Raw genomic sequence first — 25,385 nt, 5'->3', positions numbered from 1 at the left:
TCCACGGCTTTTCCCCATGAACTCCGCCACCGGACAACAGATCCTGACGCTCACGGGTTTGCGTTTCGACGCCAACCTGGGCATCCTCGCCCACGAAAAACAGATGCCCCAGCCCATCCAGGTCGATGCCGAGCTGAGCCTGGGCACGCAGCCGCTGGCTCCGCGCGACGACGACATCCTGCATGTGCTGGACTACCGCAAGGTGCGCCAGATCATCATCGATGAATGCACGGCCGAGCATGTGAACCTGCTGGAGAGCCTGATCGGCAAGCTGGCCCAGCGCCTGATGCAGCTGCCCGGCGTGATGGGCGTGCGCGTGAAGATCGCCAAGCTCGAAATTTTTGACGACTGCGAAGTGGCCATTCGCGTCGAGACAGGACAATGGTGAACCCCATGAACGCAGTGACCGACAACCCCTGGCTGGCCGAAGAAGCCGCCGCCGACGCCCCCGCAGACACCGCAGGCGGCAACCGCATCAAGATCGAGCGCGAGCAGATCAAGCTCGAAAAGCGCCTGTGCCGCGAGGTGGGCCGCGCCATCACCGACTTCAACATGATCGAGGAAGGCGACAAGATCATGGTCTGCATGTCGGGCGGCAAGGACAGCTACACGATGCTGGACGTGCTGCGCAAGCTGCAAAAGCGCGCGCCCGTCAAATTCGAGCTGGTGGCCGTGAACCTCGACCAGAAGCAGCCCGGCTTTCCCGACCATGTGCTGCCCGAGTACTTCAAGAGCATCGGCGTGGACTACCACATCGAAACGCAGGACACCTACAGCGTGGTCAAGCGCGTCGTGCCCGAGGGCAAGACCACCTGCGGCCTGTGCTCGCGCCTGCGCCGCGCCATCCTGTACAAGGTGGCCGACGAGCTGGGCTGCACCAAGGTGGCCCTGGGCCACCACCGCGACGACATCGTGCAGACGCTGATGCTCAACATGTTCTACGGCGGCCGCATGAAGGGCATGCCCCCGAAGCTGGTCTCGGACGACGGCAAGCATGTGGTGATCCGCCCGCTGTGCTACGTGCCCGAGAAGGACACCGTGCGCTGGGCCCAGTACCAGAACTTCCCCATCATCCCCTGCAACCTCTGCGGCAGCCAGGACGGCCTGCAGCGCGTGGCCGTGGGCGAGCTGCTGCGCGAGTGGGACAAGAAATTCCCGGGCCGCGTGGAAAGCATGTTCCGCGCCATGGGCCACATCGTGACCACGCACATGATGGATCCCGAGCTGCACGACTTCAAGAACGCCAAGGCCACCGGCATTGCCGACCCCAACGGCGACATGGCCTTCGACCATGAAGAGATGCCAGTGTCCGCATCGCTGCCCGGTCTGCAGGTGGTACAACTGTCGTCCTGACGGCTGAACCTATAACAATCGCCCCACTCCAACCAAGGCCCGTGCAAACGGGCCTTTTTTCGACCAAGGAGTACACCATGAAGCTGCGCTGCATCCATGTCCTGGCCATCGTGGCCACGGCCTTGCTCACCGGCTGCGCCAGCGTGCGCGAAGTCCAGAGCACCGTCCAGAGCTATTCCACGCTGGGCGCCCTGCCCGCGCCGCCCACCTACCGCCTGGAGGTCCTGCCCTCGCAACGCGAGGCGCAGACGCATTTCGCTGCCATCGAATCCCAGGCCCAGCAGGCCCTGGGCCGCGTGGGCCTGCAGCGCGACGACTCCCGGGCCAGCCTGATCGTGCAGATCGGCGCCGACGCTCGCTATGCGCGCGACTACGCCGCCTGGCCCTACTACGACCGCTGGGGCGGCCCGCGCTGGGGTTGGGGCCTGGGCTACGGGCGCGGCTGGGGCATGGGCTTTGGCGGCAGCTTCATGTTCGACGGCCCGCCGCTGGAGTACTACCGCGCCGTCAGCATCGTGATGCGCAACGCCACCACGCAGCAGATCGTCTACGAGACCTCGGCCCAGCGCCAGGATGTGTGGACCGACGACCCGGCCATCTTCGGCATCCTGTTCGACGCCGCGCTCACCGGCTTCCCCAACCCGCCCAAGGGCTCGCGCGTGGTGCGCACCACCATCGGGCCGGTGCAGCAGGGTGGCGCGCCGGCGCAGCCGCCGGCCCAGGCGGCGCCTGCAGCGCAGGCAGCACCGGCCACGCCAGCACCCGCCCGGTGAGCCATCGTGTCTCAGAAGCAAAGGCCTGCATCCGCAGGCCTTTTTTAGGTCCATCGCTGTCATTCGTTCCTGGGAACATGAGAACGCTGTAGGTCATGTGGACAGCGCCTTGCAGCGTTGGTAACTCATAAGTTACCATCCAATCCATGCGAATCCAGCTCCAGGAGTACATCCGCGAAGACGGCAGCAGCGCGTACCAGACATGGTTCAACGGGCTGGATGGCCAGGCGGCCGCCAAGGTGGCCGTCGCCATGGCCCGCATGGAGTTGGGCAACACCTCCAATATCGAATGGTTCCGGGGTATTGGCGAATACAAGATCGACTGGGGCCCGGGCTACCGCATCTATCTCGCCAAGGACGGGGAAAGATTGATCATCCTGTTCGGGGGCAGCACGAAAAAGGGCCAGCAGAAGGCCATCGACGAAGCCGTGGCCCTGCACAGCGAATACAAGGCTCGCAAGAGGCAACGCCCCTCGGACAATGCCAAAAAAGGAACGAAGCCATGACGCTCACCCGCGATTTCAAACAAACGGTCATTCAGCGCATTGAGCGCGACCCTGCTTTCGCACAGGCGCTGCTTGATGAGGCGGCCACTCTTTTTCTGAGCGGTGAGCCAGAAACGGCACGCCTCGTCCTGCGCGATCTCGTCAACGCAACGGTGGGATTCGAGACGCTGGCCGACCTCACGCACAAGCCGAGCAAGAGCCTGCACCGCATGCTTTCGCCGAAAGGCAACCCCAGCATGGACAATCTTGCCGCGATCTTTGCCGCCATCAAGAACTGGCTTCAGGTCCGGTTCGACGTGCGGGTCGTTGCCGCGACCTGAACGCCAGGCCATGACAGTGCACTTTGCTCAGTGCACATGCTCCATATCAGGCACGGCAGCCATCAGCGCGCGCGTGTACGGATGCTGCGGCGCATCGAGCACGGCGCCGGCCTCGCCGGTCTCGACCAGGCGGCCGCGCTGCATGACGCCGATGTCGTCGCACATGTGGCGGATCACGGCCAGGTTGTGGCTGATCAGCAGATAAGTCAGGCCGAACTCCTCCTGCAGGTCGCGCATGAGGTTGAGCACCTGGGCCTGGACCGAGACGTCCAGCGCCGAGGTGGGTTCGTCGCAGATGATGAACTCGGGCCGGCTGGCCAGGGCGCGCGCAATGGCGATGCGCTGGCGCTGCCCGCCCGAGAACTGGTGCGGGTACTTGCGCGCATCGTCGGGCTTCATGCGCACGCGGCGCAGCGCCTCCTGCACGCGCTCGGCCGTCTCGTCCTTGCCGGCCGTCAGGGCCAGCACCTGCAGGGGTTCGGCAATCAGCTCCTGCACGGTCCAGCGCGGGTTCAGGCTGGCATACGGGTCCTGGAAGATCATCTGGAAGCGCCGGCGCATGGCCACGGTCTGGGCGGCCGGGCTCCACTTGTCCACGCCGTCGAACAGCACGGTGCCGCTGGTGGGCGGCGTCAGCCCGGCCACCATGCGCGCCACCGTGGATTTGCCCGAACCGGACTCGCCGACCAGGCCGAAGGTGGAGCCCCTGCGGATCGAAAAGCCGACGCCGTCCACGGCCTTGAGGATCTTTTTGTCCTCGCGCGCCAGCAGCCGGGCCAGCCAGCCGCTGGACAGGTCGAACTCCTTGCACAGATCCCTGACCTCCAGCAGGGCAGCCGCGGGCTCCTGCGCTCCGGCCCCGGGCTGCCAGGGCACGGCGGGCGCGGCCGGGCCGCCGCCCACCTCGGGCACGGGCAGGCGCTGCACGCGGTGGTGCACGCTGGGAATGGCGCCCATCAGCACCTGGGTGTAGGGCTGCTGCGGCGCGTCCAGCACCTGGCGCACGGGGCCGGTTTCCAGCACGCGGCCCTGGTACATGACCATGACGCGGTCGGCCGTCTCGGCGATGACGCCCATGTCGTGCGTGATCAGCATGGCGGCCGCGCCGCGCTCCTTGCACACACGGCGCAGCAGGGCAATGATCTGCGCCTGCACGGACACGTCCAGCGCCGTGGTGGGCTCGTCGGCAATGATGAGTTCGGGCTCGGCGCACAGCGCCAGGGCGATGGCCACGCGCTGGCGCATGCCGCCCGAGAACTGGTGCGGATACTGGGCCATGCGCTCGCGCGCCTGCGGGATCTCCACCTCTTCGAGCAGGGCCAGCGCGCGTGCCTCGGCTTCCTTCTCGGAGACGGGCAGGTGCGTGCGGATGGTCTCCACCAGGTGCCGGCCCACGGTATAGACCGGGTTCAGGCTGGTCAGCGGGTCCTGGAAGATGGAGCCTATGCGCCGGCCGCGTATGCGCCGCAGGTCCTCGCCGCGCAGCGTGTCGATGCGCTCGCCGCGCAACTGCACCGTGCCGGCCGAGATGCGGCCCGGCGGCTCGATCAGGCCGATCACAGCGGCGCCCGTCATGGACTTGCCCGCGCCAGACTCGCCGACCACGCCCAGGATCTCGCCGGGCGCAATGTCGAAGGACACATCGTCCAGCACCTGCACGGGGCCCTTGTAGGTGTCGAAGGTGACGGACAGGCCGCGAACGCTCAGCACCGCAGGCTGTGCGGGGGGCTGCCCGGATTCTTGTGTCGTGCTCATTGCAGCTTGGGGTTCAGTGCGTCGCGCAGCCAGTCGCCGACGAGGTTGACGGACAGCGCCAGCGCCAGCAGCACCAGCGAGGGGAACAGCAATATCCACCACTCGCCCGAGAACAGGAAGCCCTGGCCGATGCGGATCAGCGTGCCCAGCGAAGGCTGGGTGGGCGGCAGGCCCACGCCCAGGTAGGACAGCGTGGACTCGGCCACGATGGCATGCGCGAAGCTGATGGTGGCGATCACCAGGATGGGCGCCAGCAGGTTGGGCAGGATGTGGCGCACCAGGATGGCCACGCGGCTGCGGCCTATGAGCTGGGCCGCCAGCACGTAGTCCTTGTGCTTTTCCACCATCACCGCGCCGCGCACGGTGCGTGCGTACTGCACCCAGTCGGACAGGCCGATGGCCACGATGATCACGAAGACCGCCATGTCGTCGCGGTAGCCCTCGGGCAGCAGGCCGCGTGCGATGCCGAAGACCAGCAGCGCCACCAGGATCACGGGAAAGGTCAGCTGCACATCGGCGATGCGCATCATCAGCGTGTCGAACCAGCCGCCCGCATAGCCGCAGACCAGGCCCAGCGGCACGCCGATCAGCAGGGACAGCCCCACGGCCGACACGCCCACCAGCACCGACATGCGCAGCCCGTAGAGGATGGCGCTCCACACATCGCGGCCCTGGTCGTCCGATCCCAGCGCGTACAGCGTGCCGCTGGTGCCTGCCTGGCCCGGCGGCGTGAAGGCATCCATCAGGTCCAGATTGGCCGGGTCGAAGGGGTTCTGCCACGCCAGCCAGGGCGACAGCAGCGTGGCCGCCACGATCAGCGCCAGCACCAGCGCCGCCGCCTGCACCAGGCGCGAGCGTGCAAACGCGCGCTTGACCGGCGAGTCGCTGGCGCGCCAGCCCGTGGGAGGGATTGCTTGTTTGGCGGAATCGGTCATCGGTTTCTCAAGCGGGGGTCCACGATCACGTACAGGAAATCGACGAGCAGGTTGATGCCCACGTACAGCAGCGCGATGAACATCAGGTAGGCGGCGATCAGCGGCACGTCCACGCCCTGGATGGAGGAGATGAACAGCAGGCCCACGCCGGGCCACTGGAACACGGTCTCGGTGACGATGGCAAAGGCGATCAGCGAGCCGATCTGCAGGCCCGCAATGGTGATCACGGGAATCAGGGTATTGCGCAGCGCATGGCCGAAGTACAGGTCGCGCTCGCGCAGCCCGCGCGCGCGGCCGAAGCGCATGTAGTCGGCGCGCAGCACCTCCAGCATCTCGGCGCGCACCAGGCGCATGATCAGCGTCATGTTGTAAAAGCCCAGCGTGATGGCCGGCAGGATCAGCGCCGACCAGCCCGAAGCCGTCAGCAGCCCGGTCTCCCAGCCGCCCAGCTTCACCGTCTCGCCGCGCCCGAAGGACGGCAGCCAGCGCAGCTCCACGGCAAACAGGTAGATCAGGGCGATGCCGATCAGGAAGGTGGGCAGGGACACGCCCACCAGCGACACCGTCATGATCGAGCGGCTCAGCCATCCCTCGCGCCGTATGGCCGTGTACACGCCCAGCGCCACGCCGATGACCAGGGCGAACAGCGCCGCCGTCATCGCCAGCTCCAGCGTGGCGGGCAGGCGCTCGGCAATGATCTCGGTCACGGGGCGCTTGAGCCGGTAGGAGATGCCCAGGTCGCCCTGCAGCACCTTGCCCACGTATGCCAGGTACTGCAGCGGCACGGGCTTGTTGAAGCCCAGGCTTTCCGTCAGCGCCTCGCGCTCGGCAACCGTCGCGTCCTCGCCCAGCAGGCTGATCGTGGGATCGCCGATATGGCGGAACACCATGAACGAGACAAAGGAGACGGCCAGCAGGACCAGGGCGGACTGGCCCAGCCGGCGCAGCAGATGGACCAGCATCGGCGCTTACTTCTTCTCGAACTTGACGAACTTGAAGTGCAGCGCGTTGTCCGGGTGCACGGGCACATTGAGCCGGGGCACGGACGCGAAGTGGATCACCTGGTCATGCAGCGCAATGTAGAAGCGCTCCTTTTGCACGGTCTCCCAGATGCTCTTGATGGTGGCATCGCGCTTTGCCTTGTCGCTCTCCGAGGACAGGGACAGGATCTTGGCATCCACATCGGCATTGCTGTAGTGCGTGGCATTTTGCGCACCCCGGCTGTCCTTGCCGCGCGTATGCACCAGGAAGTCGAAGATGTAGGCCGAGTCGTAGGTGGGCACGCCCCAGCCGTACAGGTAGAAGTCGCTGTCCGCCTTGGTCAGCGAGACGCTGTGCATGGCGATCGGCCGGGCCGAGACTTCGGTCTTGATGCCGATGCGACCCAGGAAACCGGCCACCGCCGTGGCGATGGCCTCGTCGTTCACATAGCGGTCGTTGGGCGTGTTCAGCGTGATGGTGAAGCCGTTGGGGTAGCCCGCCTCGGCCAGCAGTTGCTTGGCCTTGGCGGCATCCGCCTTGGGATAGGCCGCGAAGGCCTTGTCGTAGCCATTGACGAACGACGGCGCGATCACGCCCGTGGGAATCGACAGGCCGCGCATCACCGAGCGCTTGATCGCATCGCGGTCGATGGCCAGCTCGATGGCCTGGCGCACCTTGGGATCGGCCAGCGGATTCTTGCCCTTGACGTTGCTGCTCTTGAGCTCGGCCGCACCCACGTTCAGGCCCAGGAAGATGGAGCGGTTCTCGGGGCCTTCATTGATGCGCAGGCGCTTGTCCTGCTTCAGGCGCGCCACGTCCTGCGCGGGAATGTCCTGGGCGAAGTCCACCTCGCCCGACAGCAGGGCCGCCACGCGCGTGGCCGGGGACTTGATGGGCAGGTAGACCAGCTCGGTCACCTGCAGCGGGAACTGGCCCTTGCCCCAGTAGTCGGGATTGAGCTTCATCACCGTCCGGGAATCGACCTCGCGGCTGGCCAGCACATAGGCGCCCGTGCCGTTGGCCGCGCGCGTGGCGCCATTCTCGGTCTTGCTGGCCGTGTCCTGCGTGGTCTCGGCGCCGTTGGCCTTGGACCACTTCTCGCTCATGATGAAGAGATTGGTCAGGTTGTCCGGGAAGATCAGGTTCGGCCCCTTGGTCTTCACATGCACCGTGAGATCGTCCACGGCCTTGGCCTCCTCCATCGAGGACAGCAGGGACTTGACCTGGGCGTTCTCGCCCTTGGCGCGGTTCAGCGAGAAGACCACGTCGCGCGCCGTGAACGGCGTGCCGTCATGGAACTTGACGTTGGGACGCAGCTTGAACTCCCAGACCGACGGGTCGGAGGTCATCTTCCACGAGGTGGCCAGCGTGGGCACCAGCTTGCCGTCGGCCGAGCGGATGACCAGGGTTTCGTAGATCTGGTGCAGCAGCACGAAATTGGTGCCCACGTTGAAGGCATGCGGGTCCAGCGAAGTCGGATCGGAGCCGCGCGCCCAGCGCACGGTCTCGGCCTGGGCCAGCGCGGCCGAGGTCAACAGGCCTGCGGCCAGCAAAGAACTGCCCAGAATCTTCATGATCATTTGTCTGCTCCCCTGTGGATTGATTGGAAAGGCGGCGGCCATGCGACGCAGCAGCCCGGGCGCCGCAAGAAGCGGGCCATATAGATGCGCCCCACTTTAAATAACTTTTTCAGCTTGTTGAATTGATTTTTATACTTAAAAGCCATTTCCAAATAACAAGACTGCCGCCGCGGCCCGCCAATGGTGTGCGGCCATCATGGACAGGCCAACGGCTTTGACAGCTAGTGAAAACGCGAAAGACCGACACGGCCCGCTCTGGCAAAGGTTTGCAATCGGGCACAGGTCTGCGCCGCACGGCGTGCTAATTTCAGGCCCTGTATCGAGCCTGCGGGTTGCCGCGGAAAGGAAGCATCCATGAAGACATCCATTGCCAGCGCACTGCTGTGCGCCATGCTGGGCCTGGGCGCCCTGCCTGCCCAGGCGTCGGGCCTGGGCGACTCGCTGCGCCAGGCCTCGGGCCTTGGCGGTGACAAGGCCGCCGCCAGCAGCGAAGGCGCCGGCTCCGGCCTTGGCGGCATGCTGGGTGCGGGGGCAGGCGGTTCGGGCGCGCTGTCCGCCCTGGGCCTGAGCCCCTCGGCCACGGCCGGCAATGCGGCAGGCGTCATCTCCTACTGCATGAAGAACAACTACCTCAATGCCGACAAGGCGGCCCAGGTCAAGGACCAGTTGCTGGGCAAGCTGGGCATGCAAAAGCAGGAAGAGCCCAAGGACACGGGATTCCAGAACGGCCTGGGCGGCCTGGTCACCGGCTCCAACGGCAAGAGCTTCAGCATCGACAAGCTCAAGGGCGACCTCAAGGAAAAGGCCTGCGACTTCGTGCTGGACAACGCTAAATCGCTGATCTGACCCCCTGAGCGGCTGCGCCGCTTCCCCCTTCTCGCTTCGCGGAGGGGGACGACGCCTTCGGCTGGGCGCCCCCGCCGCGAGGCGGCTCTTGCTCGGCGTCCCTGAGTTGGGCCGCGCCAGTTTCAACGGCGGCGCGCGATGCAGGCTTGCCTGGCTTGCGGGACAATGCCTGCTCCTTTTTGCAGCACCCCACGCCAGCCCCTCATGCAAGCCACGCGCATCATTGCCATCCGCCACGGAGAAACCGCCTGGAATGTGGACGCCCGCATCCAGGGCCATCTGGACATTCCTCTCAACGACCTGGGCCTGTGGCAGGCCGCCCAGGCCGGCAAGGCCCTGGCGGGCGAGCCGGTGGCCGCCATCTACAGCAGCGACCTTCTGCGTGCCTATGCCACGGCCGAGGCCGTGGCCGCAAGCACGGGGGCGACGCTGACGGCCGACAAGGGCCTGCGCGAACGCTGCTTCGGCAGCTTCGAGGGCCAGACCTTCAACGATATCGAGGCGTCCCACCCGGAGGACGCGCTGCGCTGGCGCAAGCGCGATCCCGAGTTCGTGCCCGCTGGCGGCGGCGAGTCGCTGCTGATGCTGCGCGACCGCATCTCGGCCACGGTGGACCGCCTGGCCGGCCGCCACGCAGGCGAGCAGATCGTGATCGTGGCGCATGGCGGCGTGATGGACGTGCTCTACCGCCTGGCCACGCACCAGGAAGTGCAGGCACCACGCACCTGGGCGCTGGGCAACGCGGCCATCAACCGCCTGCTGTGGACGCCCCAGGGCCTGGGCCTGGTCGGCTGGGGCGATGTGCAGCACCTGGAAGGCGGTGCGCGCGACGAGGTTTTCAGCTGAACGCCCGCACTGCAGCGCAGTCCCTCATTCCACCTGGATATTGGCGGACTTGACAATCTGCGTATAGCTCGCCTTTTCCTTCTTCAGGAACTGGGCGAACGTGGCCGGCGTGCCCGAGCCGGGCGTGGCACCGCTGTCCTGCAGGCGCTTGCGGACCTCGGGCAGCTTCAGCACCTCGGCCAGTTCGGCGGCCAGGCGGCTGACCACGGGTTCGGGCGTGCGGGCGGGGGCGAACAGGCCGGTCCAGGCTTCCAGCTCGAAGCCCTTCAAATCAGGAGCCTCCGCAAAGCTCATCACCTCGGGAATCACGTCGATGCGCTGTGCCGAGGTCACGCCCACGCCTTCCAGCTTTTTCTGCTGCACCAGCGGCGTGGCGCCGGTGGTCATCAGAATGCCCAGATCGACCTGGCCGCCCATGACCTCGCTGGTCACCTGGGCCACGCCGCGATAGGGCACATGGACCAGGCGGATGCGGGCACGCTCCTGCAGCCGCTCCATGGCCAGGTGCAGCACCGTGCCCACGCCCGGCGTGGCATAGGTCAGCGCGCCGGGCCGGGCGCGGGCCATGCTGATCAGCTCGTTGAGGTTGTGCACCGGCAGGCCCGGGCGGGCCACGATCACCATGGGCGCCGCGGTGACCAGGCCCACGGGCGCCAGATCTCGCTCGGCGTCATAGCGCACGGAGGAGTTCACCAGTTGCGCAATGCTCACCGGCCCGTCAAAGCCCAGCAGCAGCGTGTAGCCATCGGCATGCGAGCGCGCCACCTTGCTCACGCCCAGCACGCCGCCGGAGGCCGGCACGTTGTCCACCACCACCGACTGGCGCAGCCGCGCACCCAGCTTTTCGGCCACCAGCCGCGCCGTGGCGTCCACATCGCTGCCCGCGCCGAAGGGCACGATCAGCGTGATGGGCCCGGCTGCCGGCCAGGGCTTGCCCGCGCCCGGCGCGGCATGGGCGGCGGGTGCAGCGGCAAGGGCCGCAGCCAGTGAGGCGGCAGCCGATAGCAGGGAGCGGCGGGACAAGGGCATGGGGCTTGGGCATGCAAGGCGCATGCCGGCAAAGGCGGTGCGGGCTGGCGATGGCCTGCAGGGCAAGCACGTCCAGCGCGTGGAAAGCGGGCGATTCTGCCATAGGGCGCAATTTTCCTGCCACGCGCTTGCCATGAAGCCCCATTTATTGCAATCCGTTTCAACCCTTGTGATTCCGTGTCCTAGGGTTCACGCCTAAGGCGCCGCACAACGGCCCTGTCCAGAATTGGCAGGCCATGATGCCCTCACCCAGCCAAATCATCGTCTTCGCCACGCCGGCCTTTTTGCTGCTGATCGCGCTGGAATGGGGCGTGAGCCTGTGGCGCGGGCGCAATGCCTACCGGCTGGCCGACGCCATCAGCTCCATCAGCCTGGGCATGCTCAGCCAGACCAGCGCCGTCTTCACCACGCTGCTGCGCGTGGGCCTGTACACGCTGGCCTTCGAGCACCTGGCGCTGTGGCGCAACGATGCCTTCTGGACCAGCATTCCCGGCTGGCTGCTGGCCCTGCTGTTCTACGACTTCTGCTACTACTGGCTTCACCGCATGGGCCACGAGGTGGCCGTGCTGTGGGCAGCCCACGCCGTGCACCACCAGAGCCAGGACTACAACCTGTCGACGGCGCTGCGCCAGACCAGCTCGGGCGCGCTGCTGGGCTGGCTGTTCTACCTTCCCATGGCGCTGGCCGGCGTGCCGCCGCTGGTGTTTGCCATCGTGGGCCTGATCGATCTGCTCTACCAGTTCTGGGTCCATACCGAGCAGGTGCGGCGCCTGGGCTGGTTCGACCGCTGGTTCTGCGCGCCCAGCAACCACCGCGTGCACCACGCCGTCAATGACTGCTACCTGGACAGGAACTACGGCGGCATCCTCATCGTCTGGGACCGCCTGTTCGGCACCTTCAAGCCCGAGGACGACAGCGAGCCCTGCGTCTACGGCACGCGCGGCCTGCTGCAAAGCTGGGATCCGCTGTGGGCCAACGCCGTGGTGTACCGGCAACTCATCCATGACAGCTGGCATGCGCGGCGCTGGGGCGACAAGCTGCGCGTCTGGCTCAAGCCGCCCGGGTGGCGCCCTGCCGACGTGGCGCAGCGCTTTCCCAGGCCGGCCTTCGACCTGGACGCGCACCGCGTGCTCTACGCACCCGACATGCAGCGCAGCCTGCGCTGGTTTGCGGGCCTGCAGTTCGTGGCGCTGATCGCCGGGGTGTCGCTGTTCCTGTGGCATGCCGACCAGTCCTCGACGGCGCGCAATGCGCTATGGTTTGGCGTGCTGCTGGCCTGCCAGTGGGCACTGGGCGCGGCCATGCAGGGGCGCATCAGCCTGTGGGTGGCCCTGGCCATCGAGGCCGGCGCGCTGGCCACCGCCACCAGCGTGCTGGACATGCTGCACTGGCACTGGCTGTTCAAGCCGCTGGCCATGGTCTTTGCGCTGATCGCCGTCATGCAGATGTGGCGCGGCAGCGCGGCGTTCTCGGCGCTGGCGAAACCCGCGCGCGGCGCCTGCTGGCTGGCCGCGGCGCTGGCGGCCTCGATGGCGGGCGACGTGTTCCTGATGCTGCCCGATCTGTTCATCCCGGGCCTGGCCAGCTTCCTGCTCGCCCACCTGGCCTATATCGTGCTGCTGCGCCAGGATGCGCCCTGGTTTGCGCACCGGCCCTCGCTGGCCGCCACGCTGGCCCTGGGCGTTGCCATGTATGCCGTGCTCTGGCAGGGCGGCCTGCCCGCCGCGCTGCGCCTGCCCGTGGCCGCCTATGTGCTGGTCATTGCGCTGATGGCGGCGCAGGCCCTTGGCCGCGCCAGGCACCTGGGCGGCCAGCCCGCCTGGACCGTGGCCATCGGCGCCTGCTTCTTCATGGTCAGCGACTCGCTGCTGGCCATCAACCGCTTCGTGCAGCCTTTCGACGGGGCGCAAGCTGCCGTGCTGACCACCTACTACGCGGCGCAGTTGCTGATCGTGCAGGGCTGGCTGGCCCGTGGCGCATCGACATCAGGGTTGACCCGAGGCAGCTCGCAAGGCACAATGCCGGGATCGCATTTTCAGGAGTCCTTCCGTGGACAGTGCCAGTTCAACCAGTGACAAACAGCGCGCCGCAATGGCTACGCTGCTGGCTGACTGACCGACTCCTGTGAAGGGAGCGGCCATGTCGGCCGGCTTCCTTCCATTGCTGCGTTTCCCCTTGGATCTTCGCGCCCGCCCGGCGCTGCAGTGGCATTTGGCTTGCATCAGGCATGCCGCCCCTGCACCTGAGATTCCAGTTGCTGTGGTTCACTGACCGCGTGTCCGTGCCTGCCCCGTTGCAGCGCCCGGCACACGCTGCTTGACGGCCCTGCCCGCGGCAGTCTTCCTGGTTCGCCAAGGAGAAAGCCATGTCCACACCGTTCGTCCGCCCCGCAATGCAACGCCTGCAGCCTGCCACTGCCGCGCCCTGCCCCGGCGCCACCGGCACGCGCGTGGCTGCCTCTCAGGCAGCAATGCAGGCCAAGGCACAGGCACAGATGCAAGCCCAGGCCCCATCGGCCATGGAGCACGCCATGCACCTGGACCTGCAGACCCACTGGCCCACGCACCGCATCCGCAGCTTTCTGAGCCTGCAGCCGCGCTGAGCGCGCGCCGCAGCCTTGTCCGCCCCATCGTCAGAAAGGAGTTCCCCCATGGACCCCGATCCGAGTCGATCTTGCCCTGACCCCTCCGATACGGTCCGGCCGCACATGCCTGCGGCCCTTCCGCCCCTTCCCAAGGCCCCGGCCGGGAGGCCCGCGCACGTCCATTGACGGATAGGTGCCGGGCTTCTTTCGGCCGCAACGAAAGAAGCCCGCCATGCAACACGTCATCACCGCGCTGCGGACCACGCCGGCAACCACGCCCGCCACAGCACCCGTCTCCACGCGCGCCAGCCGCACCTCCCACACCACCCGCGCCAGCACCTTGCAGCTGGCCCTGCAAGCCGCCATTGCGGCACGCCATACCGGGCAACTGCACACCCTGCTGCAGCAACACGGCCCCGATCTCTTCGCCCATTCCCTCGTGGCGCTCACGCAGCGCCAGCAGGCCGACGTCCTGTCCCTGCTGGCGGCGCAGGAGCGCGCCGAGGTCTACCGCCACCTGCCTGCCCATGCGCGGCGCCAATGGCTGCAGTCGGCCACCGTGGCCCGCCCGCCGCTGCGCCGCCGCCTGCTGTGCGCCTGCCAGCGCAACTGGCACTGGCTGCGCGCCACCCTTCGCTCGAGCCAGGCCTGAGCCACCGGGGAGGTCGCCATGAAAAACCTCAAGCACCTGTTCCAGGCCTTTTTGCGCAGCCGCCACGCCCTGGGGCTGTTCCGGCGCAATGCCCTGCCCTCGGGCACGGCCGTGCACCACTCGCGCTCGGTATCGCCGACCCTCACGCGCGAGCTGCTGCGCGCCTCGCGCGATGACATCGCCGCCGTGCTGGCGCGCACCAGCTCCAGCGAGGACGGCCTGACCCGCGAGCAGGCCCGCGCCGCGCTCACGCGTCTGGGCCCCAACGAGGTCGAGCACGAAAAGCCGCTGCCCGGCTGGCTGCACCTGTGGTACTGCTACCGCAATCCCTTCAACCTGCTGCTGACGCTGCTGGCCGTGGTCTCCTACGCCACGGAGGACATGAAGGCCACGGTCGTCATCGCCTCCATGGTGCTGCTGTCCACGCTGCTGCGCTTTGTGCAGGAAGGCCGCTCCAACCGCGCCGCCGCGCGGCTCAAGGCCATGGTCAGCAGCACGGCCACGGTGCTGCGCCGCAATGGCGGCCCACCGGCCCCTGCAGATGCCGACTCCGCAGACGCCCCGCACAGCGGCTTCGGCCAGCAGGCGCGCCGCTACGAGGTGCCGCTGCGCGAGGTCGTGCCCGGCGATTTCGTGGTGCTGTCGGCCGGGGACATGATTCCTGCCGACTGCCGCGTGCTCAGCGCCAAGGACCTGTTCGTGAGCCAGTCCGCCATGACCGGCGAATCCCTGCCCGTGGAAAAGCGCGCCGACGCCAGTGCATCGAATGGCACCGGCGTGCTGGACGCCAGCAACCTGCTGTTCATGGGCACCAACGTGGTCTCGGGCACGGCGCTGGCCGTGGTGCTGGCCACGGGCAACCGCAGCTATTTCGGCACCATTGCCACGCGGGTGACCTCCAACGACCGCGCGCCCACGGCCTTCGAGACCGGGGTCAACAGCGTCAGCTGGCTGCTGATCCGCTTCGCGGCCGTGATGGTGCCCGTGGTGCTGTTCATCAACGGCTACACCAAGGGCGACTGGGCCGAGGCCTTCCTGTTCGCGCTGTCCGTGGCCGTGGGCCTGACGCCCGAGATGCTGCCCATGATCGTGACCTCCACCCTGGCCAAGGGTGCCGTGGTGCTCTCGCGGCGCAAGGTCGTGGTCAAGCGGCTGGACGCCATCCAGAACTTTGGCGCCATGGACGTGCTGTGCACCGACAAGACCGGCACGCTGACCCAGGACCGCATCGTGCTGGAGCGCCACACCGACGCCTTCGGCCAGCCCTGCGACGAGACGCTGCGCTTCGCCTACCTCAACAGCCACTACCAGACCGGCCTGAAGAACCTGCTCGACCATGCCGTGCTGGAACACGTGGAGCTGCACACCCAGATGCGGCTGGCCGAGGACTACCGCAAGGTCGATGAGATCCCCTTCGACTTCGAGCGCCGCCGCATGTCCGTGGTGGTGGCCGAGCGCGGCCACCACCACGAGCTGATCTGCAAGGGCGCGGTCGAGGAAATCCTGGGCGCCTGCACCCGGCTGCGCGAAGGCGACGGCACGCGCCCGCTGGACGAGGAGCAACTGGCCCGCGTGCGCCGCGTGACGCGCGAACTCAACCGCGAGGGCCTGCGCGTGGTCGCCGTGGCCATGAAGGAAGTGCCGCCGCACAAGAGCGACTACGGCGTGGCCGACGAGTCGGAGCTGACCCTGATCGGCTACATCGCCTTCCTGGACCCACCGAAGGAAACCACGGCCGAGGCGCTGGCCGCCCTGGCCGCGCACGGCGTGGCCGTCAAGCTGCTGACCGGCGACAACGAACTGGTGGCCGCCAAGGTCTGCCGCGATGTGGGGCTTCCTGCAGACCACTTCATCCTGGGCACGCAGATCGAGCACATGAACGACGAGATGCTGCGCCAGACGGTGGAGCGGCACCAGTTGTTCGCCCGGCTCACGCCGCTGCACAAGGAGCGCATCGTGCATGCGCTGCGCGCCAACGGCCACATCACCGGCTTCATGGGCGACGGCATCAACGACGCCCCGGCCCTGCGCGCGGCCGACATCGGCATCAGCGTGGACAGCGCCGTGGACATCGCCAAGGAAGCGGCCGACATCATCCTGCTGGAAAAAAGCCTGATGGTGCTGGAGCAGGGCGTGATCGAGGGCCGGCGCACCTTCAGCAACATGCTGAAGTACATCCGCATGACAGCCAGCTCCAACTTCGGCAACGTGTTCTCGGTGATGGTGGCCTCGGCCTTCATCCCCTTCCTGCCCATGCTGCCGCTGCACCTGCTGGTGCAGAACCTGCTGTACGACCTCTCGCAGATCGCCATCCCCTTCGACAACGTGGACGACGAACTGGTGCGCCAGCCGCTGCGCTGGAACCCGGCCGACCTGGGCCGCTTCATGGTGTTCTTCGGGCCCATCAGCTCGCTGTTCGACATCCTGACCTTCGCGCTGATGTGGTTCGTCTTCGCCGCCAACACGCCCGGGCAGCAGACGTTGTTCCAGTCGGGCTGGTTCGTCATCGGGCTGCTCACACAGACGCTGATCGTGCACATGATCCGCACGCCCAGGATCCCCTTCCTGCAAAGCCGCCCGTCCTGGCCGCTGCTGCTGGCCACGGCGGCCGTGATGGCGGCCGGCATCTTCCTACCGATGGGGCCGCTGGCCGGCTACTTCAAGCTGCAGGCGCTGCCGGCGGCCTACTTCCCGTGGATGATTGCCATATTGCTGGGCTACGCTTGCCTGGCCACGCTGCTCAAGCGCGTCTACATCCGCCGCTACGGCTGGCAGTGACGCACCCTTCAACCCATTCACCAGGAAAGTCCGGAACCCCATGCAGGCCCTGCAGAACCTCAACCCCGGCGCCATGCTGGACACCTTCGTCAGCCTGACCACGGCCTTCGTGTTCGGCGCCCTCATCGGCCTGGAGCGCCAGGTGCGCCAGCGCACGGCGGGGCTGCGCACCAACACCCTGGTCGCCGTGGGCGCGGCCGTCTTCGTGGACCTGGCCGTGCGCCTGGGTGGGGCCGAGGGCGCCACGCGCGTGGTGGCCTACGTGGTCTCGGGCGTGGGCTTCCTGGGTGCGGGCGCCATCATGAAGGAAGGGGCCAACATCACCGGGCTGAACACGGCGGCCACGCTGTGGGGCTCGGCCGCCGTGGGCGCCTGCGCGGGCGCCAGCCTGGTGGCCGAGGCCGGCCTGGCCACGCTCTTCGTGCTGGCCAGCAACACCTTGCTGCGCCCCGTGGTCAACCGCATCAACCGCCGCCCGGTGGATGACGAATCCACGGAGTCGACCTACTACGTCTACGCCATCTGCCACCGCGGCGCCCAGGGCGATGTGCGAGAGCAGATGCTGGAGCTGCTGGAGAACGCCAGCTACCCCGTGCGCGGCGTGGAAACCCATGCCTTCGGCCCGCAGGACACCGAGATCGAGGCCATGCTCTACGCCACCTCGGTGGACTCCGACGAGCTGGACCGCGTGATCGCCGCCATCGAGGCCCTGCCCGGCGTGCTGCAGGCCTTCTGGAACGCCGGCACGGAGGAATGAGCCTGCGTCAGCTGGCGTCGTCGCCCGGCACGGGAAGGCCCAGGTGGCGGTACGCCGCCTGGGTCGCCATGCGCCCGCGCGGCGTGCGCTGCAAAAAGCCCTGCTGGATCAGGTAGGGCTCGATCACATCCTCGATGGTGCCCGCTTCCTCGCCGATGCTGGCCGCGATGTTGTCCAGGCCCACGGGGCCGCCGTCGAAGCGGTGCACCACGGCCTCCAGCAGCTTGCGGTCCATGATGTCGAAGCCCTGGGGATCGACATCGAGCATGGCCAGCGCACGGTCGGCCAGCTCGCGCGTGATGCTGCCGTCGCCGCGCACATCGGCATAGTCGCGCACGCGGCGCAGCAGGCGGTTGGCAATGCGTGGCGTGCCGCGCGAGCGGCGCGCGATCTCGAAGGCGCCCTCGTCATCGATGGGCGCGTTCAACAGGCCTGCACTGCGCCGCACGATGCGCGCCAGCTCCTCGGCCGTATAGAACTCCAGCCGCGCCACGATGCCGAAGCGGTCGCGCAGCGGGTTGGTCAGCATGCCCGCGCGCGTGGTCGCGCCCACCAGCGTGAACGGCTGCAGGTCCAGCTTGATGGAGCGCGCCGCCGGCCCTTCGCCGATCATGATGTCGATCTGGTAGTCCTCCAGCGCCGGGTAGAGGATTTCCTCGACCACGGGCGACAGGCGGTGGATCTCGTCGATGAACAGCACATCGTTGGCTTCGAGGTTGGTCAGCAGCGCCGCCAGGTCCTTGGGCTTTTCCAGCACCGGGCCGCTGGTCTGGCGCAGGTTCACGCCCAGCTCGGCCGCGATGATGTGCGACAGCGTGGTCTTGCCCAGGCCCGGCGGGCCGAACAGCAGCACATGGTCCAGCGCCTCGCTGCGCTTTCGGGCCGCGCCGATGAAGATCTCCAGCTGCTCGCGCGCCTTGGCCTGGCCCACGTACTCCTGCAGCAGCTTGGGGCGCAGCGCGCGCTCCATGGCCTCTTCCCCGCGCGAGACCGGCGCTGCCGAAATCATGCGCGGCTTGTCCGGTGCCTTGTCGGGCGGGAAGCCCCCCTGCGCAAAGCCGCCCTGCCCGAAATCGTCGGTATGGATGCTCATGCGCCGCTCACTTGGCCAGCGCCTTCAGCGCCAGCTTGATGCCTTCGGTCACGCCCACGTCGGGCGGCAGCTTCTTGAGCGCGGCGGCCGCATCCTTGTCGGAATAGCCCAGCGCCATCAGCGCCTGCACGATGTCGTTCTGGTCGTTGTTCACGAACAGCGACTGCGCGCCCGTATCGGCGCCGATCTTGCCCTTGAGCTCCAGCAGCAGGCGCTCGGCCGTCTTCTTGCCGATGCCCGGCACCTTGACCAGGCGGCCCACCTCCTGCAGCGTCACGGCCTGGGCCAGGTCCTCCACGCTCATGCCGCTGAGCACCGACAGCGCCATGCGCGGGCCGATGCCGGTGATCTTGATCAGCTCGCGGAACGCCTGGCGCTCGCTGTGCGTGCCAAAGCCGTACAGAAGCTGCGCATCCTCGCGCACCACGAAGTGCGTCAGCAGGCTGACCCTGGCCCCACTGGCGGGCAGGTTGTAGAAGGTGCTCATGGGCACCTGCACCTCGTAGCCCACGCCGCCGCAGTCCACCAGCACCTCGGGCGGGTTTTTTTCCAGCAGCGTTCCTGTCAATTTGCCTATCATTGGTGTCCTTTGCCGCCCCAGGGGCGGCTTTTCATGCCCGTCCGCAACCGAACGCCGGCCCATTCACAGGGTATGGCACCACGCCCTCGCGCTGGCCGCCGCCCGGAATCTCTGGAATTATCCGCGTGATCCTGCGCCACACATTCACACCCCACGACAACAACCGGTTGAGCCATCTGTGCGGCCCGGCCGACGCGCACCTGCGCACCATCGAGATCGCACTGGGCGTCAAGATCGCCCACCGCCACGAGCAATTCAAGATCGACGGCCCCAAGGCCAAGGCCAACGACGCACTGGAGCTGCTGCAGGCCCTCTACGAGATGGCCGACGACCCCATCCTGGACGATTCGCTGCAGCTCATGCTGGCCGGCGACACCGAACTCATCGAGCAGCCCCTGGACGCCATCCAGCTGTCCACGCGCCGCCCCGACCTGCGCGCGCGCACGGCCAACCAGTCGGCCTACCTGGAGAACATCGCCCGCCACGACATCACCTTCGGCATCGGCCCGGCCGGCACCGGCAAGACCTACCTGGCCGTGGCCTGCGCCGTGGACGCGCTGGAGCGCAGCGCCGTGCAGCGCATCGTGCTCACGCGCCCGGCCGTGGAAGCAGGCGAGCGCCTGGGCTTTCTGCCCGGCGACCTCACGCAGAAGGTCGACCCCTACCTGCGCCCGCTGTACGACGCACTCTACGACCTCATGGGCTACGAGAAGGTGCAAAAGGCCTTCGAGCGCAATGTGCTGGAGATCGCGCCGCTGGCCTTCATGCGCGGGCGCACGCTGAACAACGCCTTCGTCATCCTGGACGAGGCGCAGAACACCACGCCCGAGCAGATGAAGATGTTCCTCACGCGCATCGGCTTCGGCGCCCGCGCCGTGGTCACGGGCGACGTCAGCCAGATCGACCTGCCCAAGGGCGCCCTGAGCGGCCTGATTGATGCCGAGCGCGTCTTGAAGCGCGTCAAGGGCATCGCCATCAACCACTTCACCAGCGCCGACGTGGTGCGCCACCCGCTGGTGGCCCGCATCGTGGACGCCTACGACGCACGCGGCCAGGCCCCGGCGCGCCGTGCCGCACCGCGCCTTGCAGCGCCTTGATCCCGACAGCCACAGCAGACGCCCGCCCACGGGCGCTCCAAAGCACAAGCTCACGCCCACGCACTTCCCCATGTCCCTGAACCAACTGCAACTGTCCCTGCAATTCGCGCGCTTTGCCGAGGCGCCCGCCCACCGCGCCGTGCTGTCCCGCAGCAAGGTCACGCGCTGGATACGCCATGCCCTGGCCGTCGATGCCGAAATCACCGTGCGCATCGTCGATGCCGAGGAAGGCCAGCAGCTCAACCGCGAGTACCGGCAAAAGGACTACGCCACCAACGTCCTGACCTTCGACTACCAGCAGGAGCCCACTGCCATGGCCGACCTGGTGCTGTGCGCCCCCGTGGTCGAGCGCGAGGCGCGCGAGCAGAACAAGACGCTGGAGGAGCACTACGCCCACCTGCTGGTGCATGGCACGCTGCATGCCCAGGGCTGGGACCATGAAACCAGCGAGCAGGACGCTGAGGAAATGGAAGCCTACGAGACCGAGATCATGGTCGAGCTGGGCTTTGCCGACCCCTACGCCAAGTAGGCGGCACCAGGCCCCGCGCGGGCCTCAGCGCGCCGTATCGATGACGACCCGGCCGCGCACCTGGCCGGCAAGCAGCCGGGGCGCCAGCGCAACCGCATCGGCCAGGCCCGCCTCTTCGGTATTGCACTCCAGCACCTCGCGCGGCAGTTCGGCAGCCAGCCGCGCCCAGGCCTGCTCGCGCCGCGCCTGCGGCGCATAGACGCTGTCGATGCCCAGCAGCGACACGCCGCGCAGAATGAACGGTGCCACGGAAGCCGGCAGGTCCAGCCCCTGGGCCAGCCCGCAGGCCGCCACGCAGCCGCCGTAGCGCAGGCTGGCGCACACATTGGCCAGCGTATGGCTGCCCACGCTGTCCACGGCCGCCGCCCAGACCTCCTTTTGCAGCGGCTTGCCGGGCGCATCCAGGCTGCTGCGCTCCACGATCCGCGCCGCGCCCAGCGCCTTCAGGTGCTCGGCCTGTTCGGGCCGCCCGGTGCCGGCGTGCACCTCGAAACCCAGGCGCGACAGCAGGGCCACGGCAATGCTGCCCACGCCGCCATTGGCCCCCGTCACCAGCACCGGGCCGCTGGAAGGCGTGATGCCATGCGCCTGCAGCGCCATCACGCACAGCATGGCCGTATAGCCGGCCGTGCCTATGGCCATGGCATCCCGTGCGCTGAAGGCCTCGGGCCGGCGGATCAGCCAGTCGCCGTTCGCCCGCGCCTGCTGGGCGAGCCCGCCCCAGTGGGTCTCGCCCACGCCCCAGCCGTTGAGCAGCACGACATCGCCGGGCTGGAAACGCGCGTCCTCGCTGTCCAGCACCGTGCCGGCCAGGTCGATGCCCGGCACCATGGGGAACTGGCGCACCACGGGCGAGCGCCCCGTGATGGCCAGTGCATCCTTGTAGTTGAGCGTGGAATGCGAGACGGCCACGCGCACCGCGCCGGCGGGCAGGCTGGCTTCGTCCAGCTCCACACACTCGGCACGGGTTTCACGCGGTACGGGTTGGGTCAGCAGCAAGGCTTTGAACATGGGGTCTCCAGCAAGGCAGTGGCAAAGGAATCCAAAGGCAATCAGGACTGCGGCGCGCCCAGCACGCCGCTGCGGCACAGGCGGGCGATGGCGTCATCCGCCATCCCCAGTTCCCGCAGCAGCGCAAGGTTGCCATCGCCCAGGACGGGGGCCGGCGCACCCGGCTGGGGCTCGGCATCCATCCACCGGAACCCCAGTCCCGGAGTGTCCACCGCAGCGCTGCCGGCGCCATAGCTCACAGGTGACACGGTGCCGGCGGCGCGGGCCTCGCCCAGAAATTCACCCAGGCGCCGCACCCTGGCGGCAGGCACGCCCACGGCGTTGAGCCGGGCTTCCATGTCCCGTGCACTGCGTGCGGCGAAGGCCTCGGCCAGACATGCCTGCAGCCGCTGCAGCGCGGACGCATCGCGCGCGGCGACAAAGCCGCCCTCGGGCGCGTTGAAGGCATCGAGGTCCAGCAGCGTGGCGTCCTCGCACAGCGCATCGAGCCCCAGCACGCTGGCAAGCCTGCGGAACTGCTGCGGCGTGTTGGCGGCCGTGGACAGCCAGCCGTCGGCGCACCGGTAGGTGTCGGCCGCCGGGCTGCCCGTATAGCCCCGGTTGCCCACGCGCCGAGGCTCCACGCCATGGGTGAGATAGGTACAGGCATGCGGGTACATCAGCATCAGCGAGGCCTGCAGCATGGAGGCATCGATGTGCTGGCTGCGCCGCTCGCCAGGCGCCCAGGCGTTGCGCTGGTGCAGGGCCGCCGTGACCGACAGCGCCCCCAGCATGCCCACCGCCACGTCGATCACGGGAAAGCCCACCTTCACGGGCGGCGCTTCCTCGTCGCCCCCCGCCATCATCATCATCCCCGTGAGCGCCTGCACCACATGGTCATAGGCGCCCCGCCCGGCCCACTCGCCCTGCTGGCCAAAGCCCGAGATGGAGCAGTACACCACGTCGGGGCGCACCGCCCGGATGTCCTCGTAGCCCAGGCCGTGGCGCGCCACCACGCCGGGGCGGAAGTTCTCGATGAACACATCGGCCGTGCGCGCCAGGGCACGCACGATGTCCGCGCCCTCGGGCTGGCGGATGTCCACCGCCAGCGAACGCTTTCCCGCATTGAGCGCCACGAAGCCCGAAGGCATGCCGCCCCCGGGCTCGCCGGGCGCCCGGCTGTTGCGCATGACCTCGCCACGCGTGGGCTCGACCTTGATGACCTCGGCCCCGAGCTGGGCCAGGTAGTGCGAAGCCAGCGGCCCCGCGATCACATGCGACATGTCGATGACGCGCACTCCTTGCAGCGGCTTGTCCATACCCGTCTTGCCTTTCCCTGGTTCAACTGTTGGCGGTGATGCCGGCCAGCTCGATGATGGCGGCCCACTTGCGGTTCTCGCTGCGCACGAAATCGGCGAAGGCCTGCGGCGAAGCGCTGGCCGTGGCCTCGTTGCCGACAGCCTCGAACGAGGCGCGCAGCGCTGGCTGGGCGGCGGCCTGGCGCACGGCAGCGTGCAGGCGCTCGACCACGGCAGGGGGTGTCCTGGCCGGAGCCCACAGCCCGAACCAGGACTCCTGCACCGCCAGCTCGCTGCCCAGCACCTCCTGCAGCGTGGGCACCTCGGGCAACTGCGCCAGGCGCTTGCGGCTGGTCACCGCCAGGGCCCGCAGCTTGCCGCCCTGCACCTGGGGGATGCCGGTGCCCGCCACCGGAAACGCATACTGCGTATCGCCGCGGATCAGCGATGCCGCAATCTCCACCGATCCCTTGAGCGGTATGTGCGTGACCTGCAGGCCCGCCAGCGAGGCCAGCGTGGCGCCCGCCAGATGGGCCGAAGTGCCTATGCCGCCCGAGCCGTAGTTGGCCTGCGCCGGCTGGGCCTTCAGCCCCGCGATCAGCTCCCGGGCCGTGCGCCAGGGCGCATCGGCACGCACCACCAGCACCGTGGGCGACGAGGCCAGGTTGCTGACGGGCGTGAAGTCGCCGATGGGGTCGAAGCGCAGGCCCGGTTGCAGCAGCTTCTGGATCAGGTGGGTGTTGGAGCCCATCAGGCAGGTGTAGCCATCGGCGGGCTGCTGCGCCACATACTGCGCGGCCAGCACGCCGGCCGCGCCCACCTTGTTCTCGATCACGATGGACTGCCCCAGGATCTCCCCCAGCACCGGGCCGGCCTGGCGCAACTGCACATCAGGCCCCCCGCCCGCCGCATACGGGGAAATCACCCGCACCGGCCGGCTCGGAAAATCACTGGCCCGCACCAGCGGAAGCGCGGCAGCCGCCAGGCTGCCTGCCAGAAAGACGCGTCTGTCCATGGTCCTGTCTCCTTGTCGCTTGTCGTCGTGGGGTCACGATAGAACGGCAGGCCCATTTCCAATAGTGATATGTTTGGATGGATGGCAAACCTCCGGTAATCACTCCACCCCCGGGAACATGCACGACTTCGACCCGCAACGCTTGCTGTCGCGGCTGCGCTTCAAGCACCTGCAGCTCCTGCTGGCCCTGCACCAGGGAGGCAGCCTGCGCGCCGCCGCCGGCCTCATGCATTTGACCCAGCCCGCGCTGAGCAAGGCCCTGGGCGAGATCGAGGCGGCCTTCGGCGTGACGCTGTTCCTGCGCAATGCGCGCGGGCTCGAACCCACGGCCCAAGGCGAGATCGCCATCCGCGGCGCGGCCATGCTGCTGGCCGAGCTGCGCCATCTGGGCAGCGAGACCGCCCAGCAACCCGCCATCACCTTGCTGCGCATCGGCACCCCGCCCTTCGTGGCACAGGGCTACCTGCCCGGCGTACTGGCGGACCTGGCCGCACAGCAGCCCCATGTCCGGGTACAGCTCAAGGAAGAACGCGTACCTTTGCTTGTGCAATGCCTGCTGGACGGCGAGCTCGATGCCCTCATCACCAGCTACCCCACCGAACTGCCCGAGGCTGCAGGCCAGCCGCTGCGCTACGAAAAACTGTTCGACACCGGCTTCACCGTCATCGCCCCGCCGGACCACCCTGCAGGCCACGCGCGCAGCAACCGCTGGGAGGAGCTGGCGCGCCAGCGATGGATCCTGCCCACGCGCAGCTCCATGCTGCGCCGCATGATGGAAGAGGTGTTCCGCCGCGAAGGCGTGATCGCGCCCACGCCCGTCATCGAATCCACCAGCCCCTTCACCAACCTGCAACTGGTCCGGGCCGGCCTGGGGCTCAGCGCCGTGCCCGACTCCACGCTGCAGGCCTCGCCCCGGTCGCTGGGGGTGCGCAGGGTGCATGTCACACCCGCCATCTCCATGGGCCCCGTGGCGTTGATCTACCGCAGCGCCGTCGCCAACCCGCGCGTTGCCCTGCTGCGCGCCACGCTGGGCCTGCCCGGCCCGGCGGTGGAGCCGCCCTAGTCGCCAGGTGGCCACCACGCCGGCG

25 protein-coding genes are annotated in these 25,385 nt (G+C 68.0%); 15 read left to right on the top strand and 10 right to left on the bottom strand.

All coding sequences use genetic code 11. The features are described from left to right. The first annotated feature begins 16 nt into the window (after positions 1-16). From ACF8NF_RS07370 to ACF8NF_RS07350, 5 genes are all read left to right on the top strand, one after another. A complete protein-coding gene (locus ACF8NF_RS07370; protein ID WP_016446516.1) occupies positions 17-388 on the top strand; it encodes a dihydroneopterin aldolase in 372 nt (123 codons plus the stop codon). Further along, a complete protein-coding gene (gene ttcA / locus ACF8NF_RS07365; protein ID WP_016446517.1) occupies positions 382-1,353 on the top strand; it encodes a tRNA 2-thiocytidine(32) synthetase TtcA in 972 nt (323 codons plus the stop codon). Before ACF8NF_RS07370 ends, ttcA begins: the two co-directional genes overlap by 7 nt. Before the next feature lie 77 nt (positions 1,354-1,430). Continuing rightward, positions 1,431-2,126, top strand: coding sequence for a DUF4136 domain-containing protein (locus ACF8NF_RS07360; RefSeq protein WP_016446518.1), 696 nt, complete (start codon positions 1,431-1,433; stop codon positions 2,124-2,126). A gap of 146 nt (positions 2,127-2,272) precedes the next feature. Next, the gene (locus ACF8NF_RS07355; RefSeq protein ID WP_016451862.1) at positions 2,273-2,632 is read left to right on the top strand and encodes a type II toxin-antitoxin system RelE/ParE family toxin; all 360 of its coding nucleotides are present in this window, start codon (positions 2,273-2,275) and stop codon (positions 2,630-2,632) included. After that, positions 2,629-2,952: a DNA-binding protein gene (locus ACF8NF_RS07350; protein ID WP_012203174.1), complete on the top strand. Its 324-nt coding sequence runs from the start codon at positions 2,629-2,631 to the stop codon at positions 2,950-2,952. The genes ACF8NF_RS07355 and ACF8NF_RS07350 overlap by 4 nt, the downstream gene beginning before the upstream one ends. A gap of 27 nt (positions 2,953-2,979) precedes the next feature. On the opposite strand, the gene ACF8NF_RS07345 is transcribed toward ACF8NF_RS07350, so the two are convergent. From ACF8NF_RS07345 to ACF8NF_RS07330, 4 genes are read right to left on the bottom strand one after another with little or no spacing between them, the layout of a single operon-like run. Then, the gene (locus tag ACF8NF_RS07345) at positions 2,980-4,707 is read right to left on the bottom strand and encodes an ABC transporter ATP-binding protein (protein ID WP_288896816.1); all 1,728 of its coding nucleotides are present in this window, start codon (positions 4,705-4,707) and stop codon (positions 2,980-2,982) included. Then, entirely contained in the window at positions 4,704-5,642 is a 939-nt protein-coding gene (locus tag ACF8NF_RS07340; RefSeq protein WP_012203172.1) for an ABC transporter permease, read from the bottom strand. The genes ACF8NF_RS07345 and ACF8NF_RS07340 overlap by 4 nt, the downstream gene beginning before the upstream one ends. Continuing rightward, positions 5,639-6,604, bottom strand: coding sequence for an ABC transporter permease (locus ACF8NF_RS07335; RefSeq protein WP_016446522.1), 966 nt, complete (start codon positions 6,602-6,604; stop codon positions 5,639-5,641). Before ACF8NF_RS07335 ends, ACF8NF_RS07340 begins: the two co-directional genes overlap by 4 nt. Positions 6,605-6,610: 6 nt before the next feature. Beyond that, positions 6,611-8,203 carry an ABC transporter substrate-binding protein gene (locus ACF8NF_RS07330; protein WP_047326233.1) on the bottom strand — a complete coding sequence of 531 codons (1,593 nt, stop codon included), beginning with the start codon at positions 8,201-8,203 and terminating at the stop codon, positions 6,611-6,613. 354 nt (positions 8,204-8,557) lie between these two features. Between ACF8NF_RS07330 and ACF8NF_RS07325 the strand changes: the two genes are divergently transcribed. Further along, complete coding sequence (locus ACF8NF_RS07325) at positions 8,558-9,049, top strand: DUF2501 domain-containing protein (protein ID WP_392450340.1); 492 nt, start codon at positions 8,558-8,560, stop codon at positions 9,047-9,049. A 204-nt stretch (positions 9,050-9,253) separates the two neighbouring features. Next, positions 9,254-9,895, top strand: a complete 642-nt coding sequence (locus tag ACF8NF_RS07320; RefSeq protein ID WP_392450339.1) for a histidine phosphatase family protein — start codon at positions 9,254-9,256, stop codon at positions 9,893-9,895. Between the two features lie 24 nt (positions 9,896-9,919). Here ACF8NF_RS07320 and ACF8NF_RS07315 read toward each other — a convergent pair whose 3' ends face one another. Then, complete coding sequence (locus tag ACF8NF_RS07315; RefSeq protein WP_392450337.1) at positions 9,920-10,924, bottom strand: Bug family tripartite tricarboxylate transporter substrate binding protein; 1,005 nt, start codon at positions 10,922-10,924, stop codon at positions 9,920-9,922. Between the two features lie 239 nt (positions 10,925-11,163). Between ACF8NF_RS07315 and ACF8NF_RS07310 the strand changes: the two genes are divergently transcribed. The 5 genes from ACF8NF_RS07310 (at position 11,164) to ACF8NF_RS07290 (ending at position 17,695) form a co-directional block, all read left to right on the top strand. Beyond that, a complete protein-coding gene (locus tag ACF8NF_RS07310) occupies positions 11,164-12,999 on the top strand; it encodes a lysoplasmalogenase family protein (protein ID WP_392450405.1) in 1,836 nt (611 codons plus the stop codon). Positions 13,000-13,289: 290 nt separating this feature from the next. After that, positions 13,290-13,526: a hypothetical protein gene (locus ACF8NF_RS07305; protein ID WP_012203161.1), complete on the top strand. Its 237-nt coding sequence runs from the start codon at positions 13,290-13,292 to the stop codon at positions 13,524-13,526. A gap of 214 nt (positions 13,527-13,740) precedes the next feature. Next, the gene (locus ACF8NF_RS07300; RefSeq protein ID WP_160851732.1) at positions 13,741-14,160 is read left to right on the top strand and encodes a hypothetical protein; all 420 of its coding nucleotides are present in this window, start codon (positions 13,741-13,743) and stop codon (positions 14,158-14,160) included. An 18-nt stretch (positions 14,161-14,178) separates the two neighbouring features. After that, the gene (gene mgtA, locus ACF8NF_RS07295; RefSeq protein ID WP_392450336.1) at positions 14,179-16,938 is read left to right on the top strand and encodes a magnesium-translocating P-type ATPase; all 2,760 of its coding nucleotides are present in this window, start codon (positions 14,179-14,181) and stop codon (positions 16,936-16,938) included. 40 nt (positions 16,939-16,978) lie between these two features. Next, positions 16,979-17,695: an MgtC/SapB family protein gene (locus ACF8NF_RS07290; protein WP_012203158.1), complete on the top strand. Its 717-nt coding sequence runs from the start codon at positions 16,979-16,981 to the stop codon at positions 17,693-17,695. A gap of 7 nt (positions 17,696-17,702) precedes the next feature. Here the strand turns inward: ACF8NF_RS07290 and ruvB are convergent, their stop codons facing one another. Both ruvB and ruvA read right to left on the bottom strand, forming a co-directional pair. Then, positions 17,703-18,788, bottom strand: coding sequence for a Holliday junction branch migration DNA helicase RuvB (gene ruvB / locus ACF8NF_RS07285; RefSeq protein ID WP_212645093.1), 1,086 nt, complete (start codon positions 18,786-18,788; stop codon positions 17,703-17,705). A gap of 7 nt (positions 18,789-18,795) precedes the next feature. Next, on the bottom strand, positions 18,796-19,368 hold the full coding sequence (gene ruvA / locus ACF8NF_RS07280; protein ID WP_016446532.1) for a Holliday junction branch migration protein RuvA: 573 nt from the start codon (positions 19,366-19,368) through the stop codon (positions 18,796-18,798). A gap of 125 nt (positions 19,369-19,493) precedes the next feature. On the opposite strand from ruvA, the gene ACF8NF_RS07275 reads away from it, so the two are divergent. Together ACF8NF_RS07275 and ybeY are read left to right on the top strand one after the other, a co-directional pair. Then, the gene (locus ACF8NF_RS07275; RefSeq protein ID WP_016446533.1) at positions 19,494-20,465 is read left to right on the top strand and encodes a PhoH family protein; all 972 of its coding nucleotides are present in this window, start codon (positions 19,494-19,496) and stop codon (positions 20,463-20,465) included. A gap of 70 nt (positions 20,466-20,535) precedes the next feature. Further along, the gene (ybeY, locus tag ACF8NF_RS07270; RefSeq protein WP_016446534.1) at positions 20,536-20,994 is read left to right on the top strand and encodes an rRNA maturation RNase YbeY; all 459 of its coding nucleotides are present in this window, start codon (positions 20,536-20,538) and stop codon (positions 20,992-20,994) included. A gap of 24 nt (positions 20,995-21,018) precedes the next feature. Here the strand turns inward: ybeY and ACF8NF_RS07265 are convergent, their stop codons facing one another. Genes ACF8NF_RS07265 through ACF8NF_RS07255 form a run of 3 tightly spaced genes read right to left on the bottom strand, consistent with a single transcriptional unit; the run spans position 21,019 to position 24,297 of the window. Then, positions 21,019-22,005, bottom strand: a complete 987-nt coding sequence (locus ACF8NF_RS07265; protein ID WP_392450335.1) for an MDR family oxidoreductase — start codon at positions 22,003-22,005, stop codon at positions 21,019-21,021. Positions 22,006-22,046: 41 nt separating this feature from the next. Next, entirely contained in the window at positions 22,047-23,303 is a 1,257-nt protein-coding gene (locus tag ACF8NF_RS07260) for a CaiB/BaiF CoA transferase family protein (RefSeq protein ID WP_392450334.1), read from the bottom strand. 22 nt (positions 23,304-23,325) lie between these two features. Then, positions 23,326-24,297, bottom strand: coding sequence for a tripartite tricarboxylate transporter substrate binding protein (locus tag ACF8NF_RS07255; RefSeq protein WP_013804299.1), 972 nt, complete (start codon positions 24,295-24,297; stop codon positions 23,326-23,328). Positions 24,298-24,415: 118 nt separating this feature from the next. Between ACF8NF_RS07255 and ACF8NF_RS07250 the strand changes: the two genes are divergently transcribed. Beyond that, entirely contained in the window at positions 24,416-25,360 is a 945-nt protein-coding gene (locus ACF8NF_RS07250) for a LysR family transcriptional regulator (protein WP_238003696.1), read from the top strand. Positions 25,361-25,385: the final 25 nt, after the last annotated feature.

It is taken from the genome of Delftia sp. WSY_22, from assembly GCF_043104185.1.
Lineage (GTDB): Bacteria > Pseudomonadota > Gammaproteobacteria > Burkholderiales > Burkholderiaceae_C > Comamonas > Comamonas tsuruhatensis.
The sequence above is the reverse complement of the archived record's forward strand: the minus strand, read 5'-3'. Positions and strand labels throughout refer to the sequence as shown.

Bases quoted from the DNA above. Each gene is read 5' to 3' on its own strand.
- ACF8NF_RS07370 (WP_016446516.1), top strand. From the start codon at position 17: ATGAACTCCGCCACCGGACAACAGATCCTGACGCTCACGGGTTTGCGT.
- ttcA (WP_016446517.1), top strand. From the start codon at position 382: ATGGTGAACCCCATGAACGCAGTGACCGACAACCCCTGGCTGGCCGAA.
- ACF8NF_RS07360 (WP_016446518.1), top strand. From the start codon at position 1,431: ATGAAGCTGCGCTGCATCCATGTCCTGGCCATCGTGGCCACGGCCTTG.
- ACF8NF_RS07355 (WP_016451862.1), top strand. From the start codon at position 2,273: ATGCGAATCCAGCTCCAGGAGTACATCCGCGAAGACGGCAGCAGCGCG.
- ACF8NF_RS07350 (WP_012203174.1), top strand. From the start codon at position 2,629: ATGACGCTCACCCGCGATTTCAAACAAACGGTCATTCAGCGCATTGAG.
- ACF8NF_RS07345 (WP_288896816.1), bottom strand. From the start codon at position 4,707: ATGAGCACGACACAAGAATCCGGGCAGCCCCCCGCACAGCCTGCGGTG.
- ACF8NF_RS07340 (WP_012203172.1), bottom strand. From the start codon at position 5,642: ATGACCGATTCCGCCAAACAAGCAATCCCTCCCACGGGCTGGCGCGCC.
- ACF8NF_RS07335 (WP_016446522.1), bottom strand. From the start codon at position 6,604: ATGCTGGTCCATCTGCTGCGCCGGCTGGGCCAGTCCGCCCTGGTCCTG.
- ACF8NF_RS07330 (WP_047326233.1), bottom strand. From the start codon at position 8,203: ATGATCATGAAGATTCTGGGCAGTTCTTTGCTGGCCGCAGGCCTGTTG.
- ACF8NF_RS07325 (WP_392450340.1), top strand. From the start codon at position 8,558: ATGAAGACATCCATTGCCAGCGCACTGCTGTGCGCCATGCTGGGCCTG.
- ACF8NF_RS07320 (WP_392450339.1), top strand. From the start codon at position 9,254: ATGCAAGCCACGCGCATCATTGCCATCCGCCACGGAGAAACCGCCTGG.
- ACF8NF_RS07315 (WP_392450337.1), bottom strand. From the start codon at position 10,924: ATGCCCTTGTCCCGCCGCTCCCTGCTATCGGCTGCCGCCTCACTGGCT.
- ACF8NF_RS07310 (WP_392450405.1), top strand. From the start codon at position 11,164: ATGCCCTCACCCAGCCAAATCATCGTCTTCGCCACGCCGGCCTTTTTG.
- ACF8NF_RS07305 (WP_012203161.1), top strand. From the start codon at position 13,290: ATGTCCACACCGTTCGTCCGCCCCGCAATGCAACGCCTGCAGCCTGCC.
- ACF8NF_RS07300 (WP_160851732.1), top strand. From the start codon at position 13,741: ATGCAACACGTCATCACCGCGCTGCGGACCACGCCGGCAACCACGCCC.
- mgtA (WP_392450336.1), top strand. From the start codon at position 14,179: ATGAAAAACCTCAAGCACCTGTTCCAGGCCTTTTTGCGCAGCCGCCAC.
- ACF8NF_RS07290 (WP_012203158.1), top strand. From the start codon at position 16,979: ATGCAGGCCCTGCAGAACCTCAACCCCGGCGCCATGCTGGACACCTTC.
- ruvB (WP_212645093.1), bottom strand. From the start codon at position 18,788: ATGAGCATCCATACCGACGATTTCGGGCAGGGCGGCTTTGCGCAGGGG.
- ruvA (WP_016446532.1), bottom strand. From the start codon at position 19,368: ATGATAGGCAAATTGACAGGAACGCTGCTGGAAAAAAACCCGCCCGAG.
- ybeY (WP_016446534.1), top strand. From the start codon at position 20,536: ATGTCCCTGAACCAACTGCAACTGTCCCTGCAATTCGCGCGCTTTGCC.
- ACF8NF_RS07265 (WP_392450335.1), bottom strand. From the start codon at position 22,005: ATGTTCAAAGCCTTGCTGCTGACCCAACCCGTACCGCGTGAAACCCGT.
- ACF8NF_RS07260 (WP_392450334.1), bottom strand. From the start codon at position 23,303: ATGGACAAGCCGCTGCAAGGAGTGCGCGTCATCGACATGTCGCATGTG.
- ACF8NF_RS07255 (WP_013804299.1), bottom strand. From the start codon at position 24,297: ATGGACAGACGCGTCTTTCTGGCAGGCAGCCTGGCGGCTGCCGCGCTT.
- ACF8NF_RS07250 (WP_238003696.1), top strand. From the start codon at position 24,416: ATGCACGACTTCGACCCGCAACGCTTGCTGTCGCGGCTGCGCTTCAAG.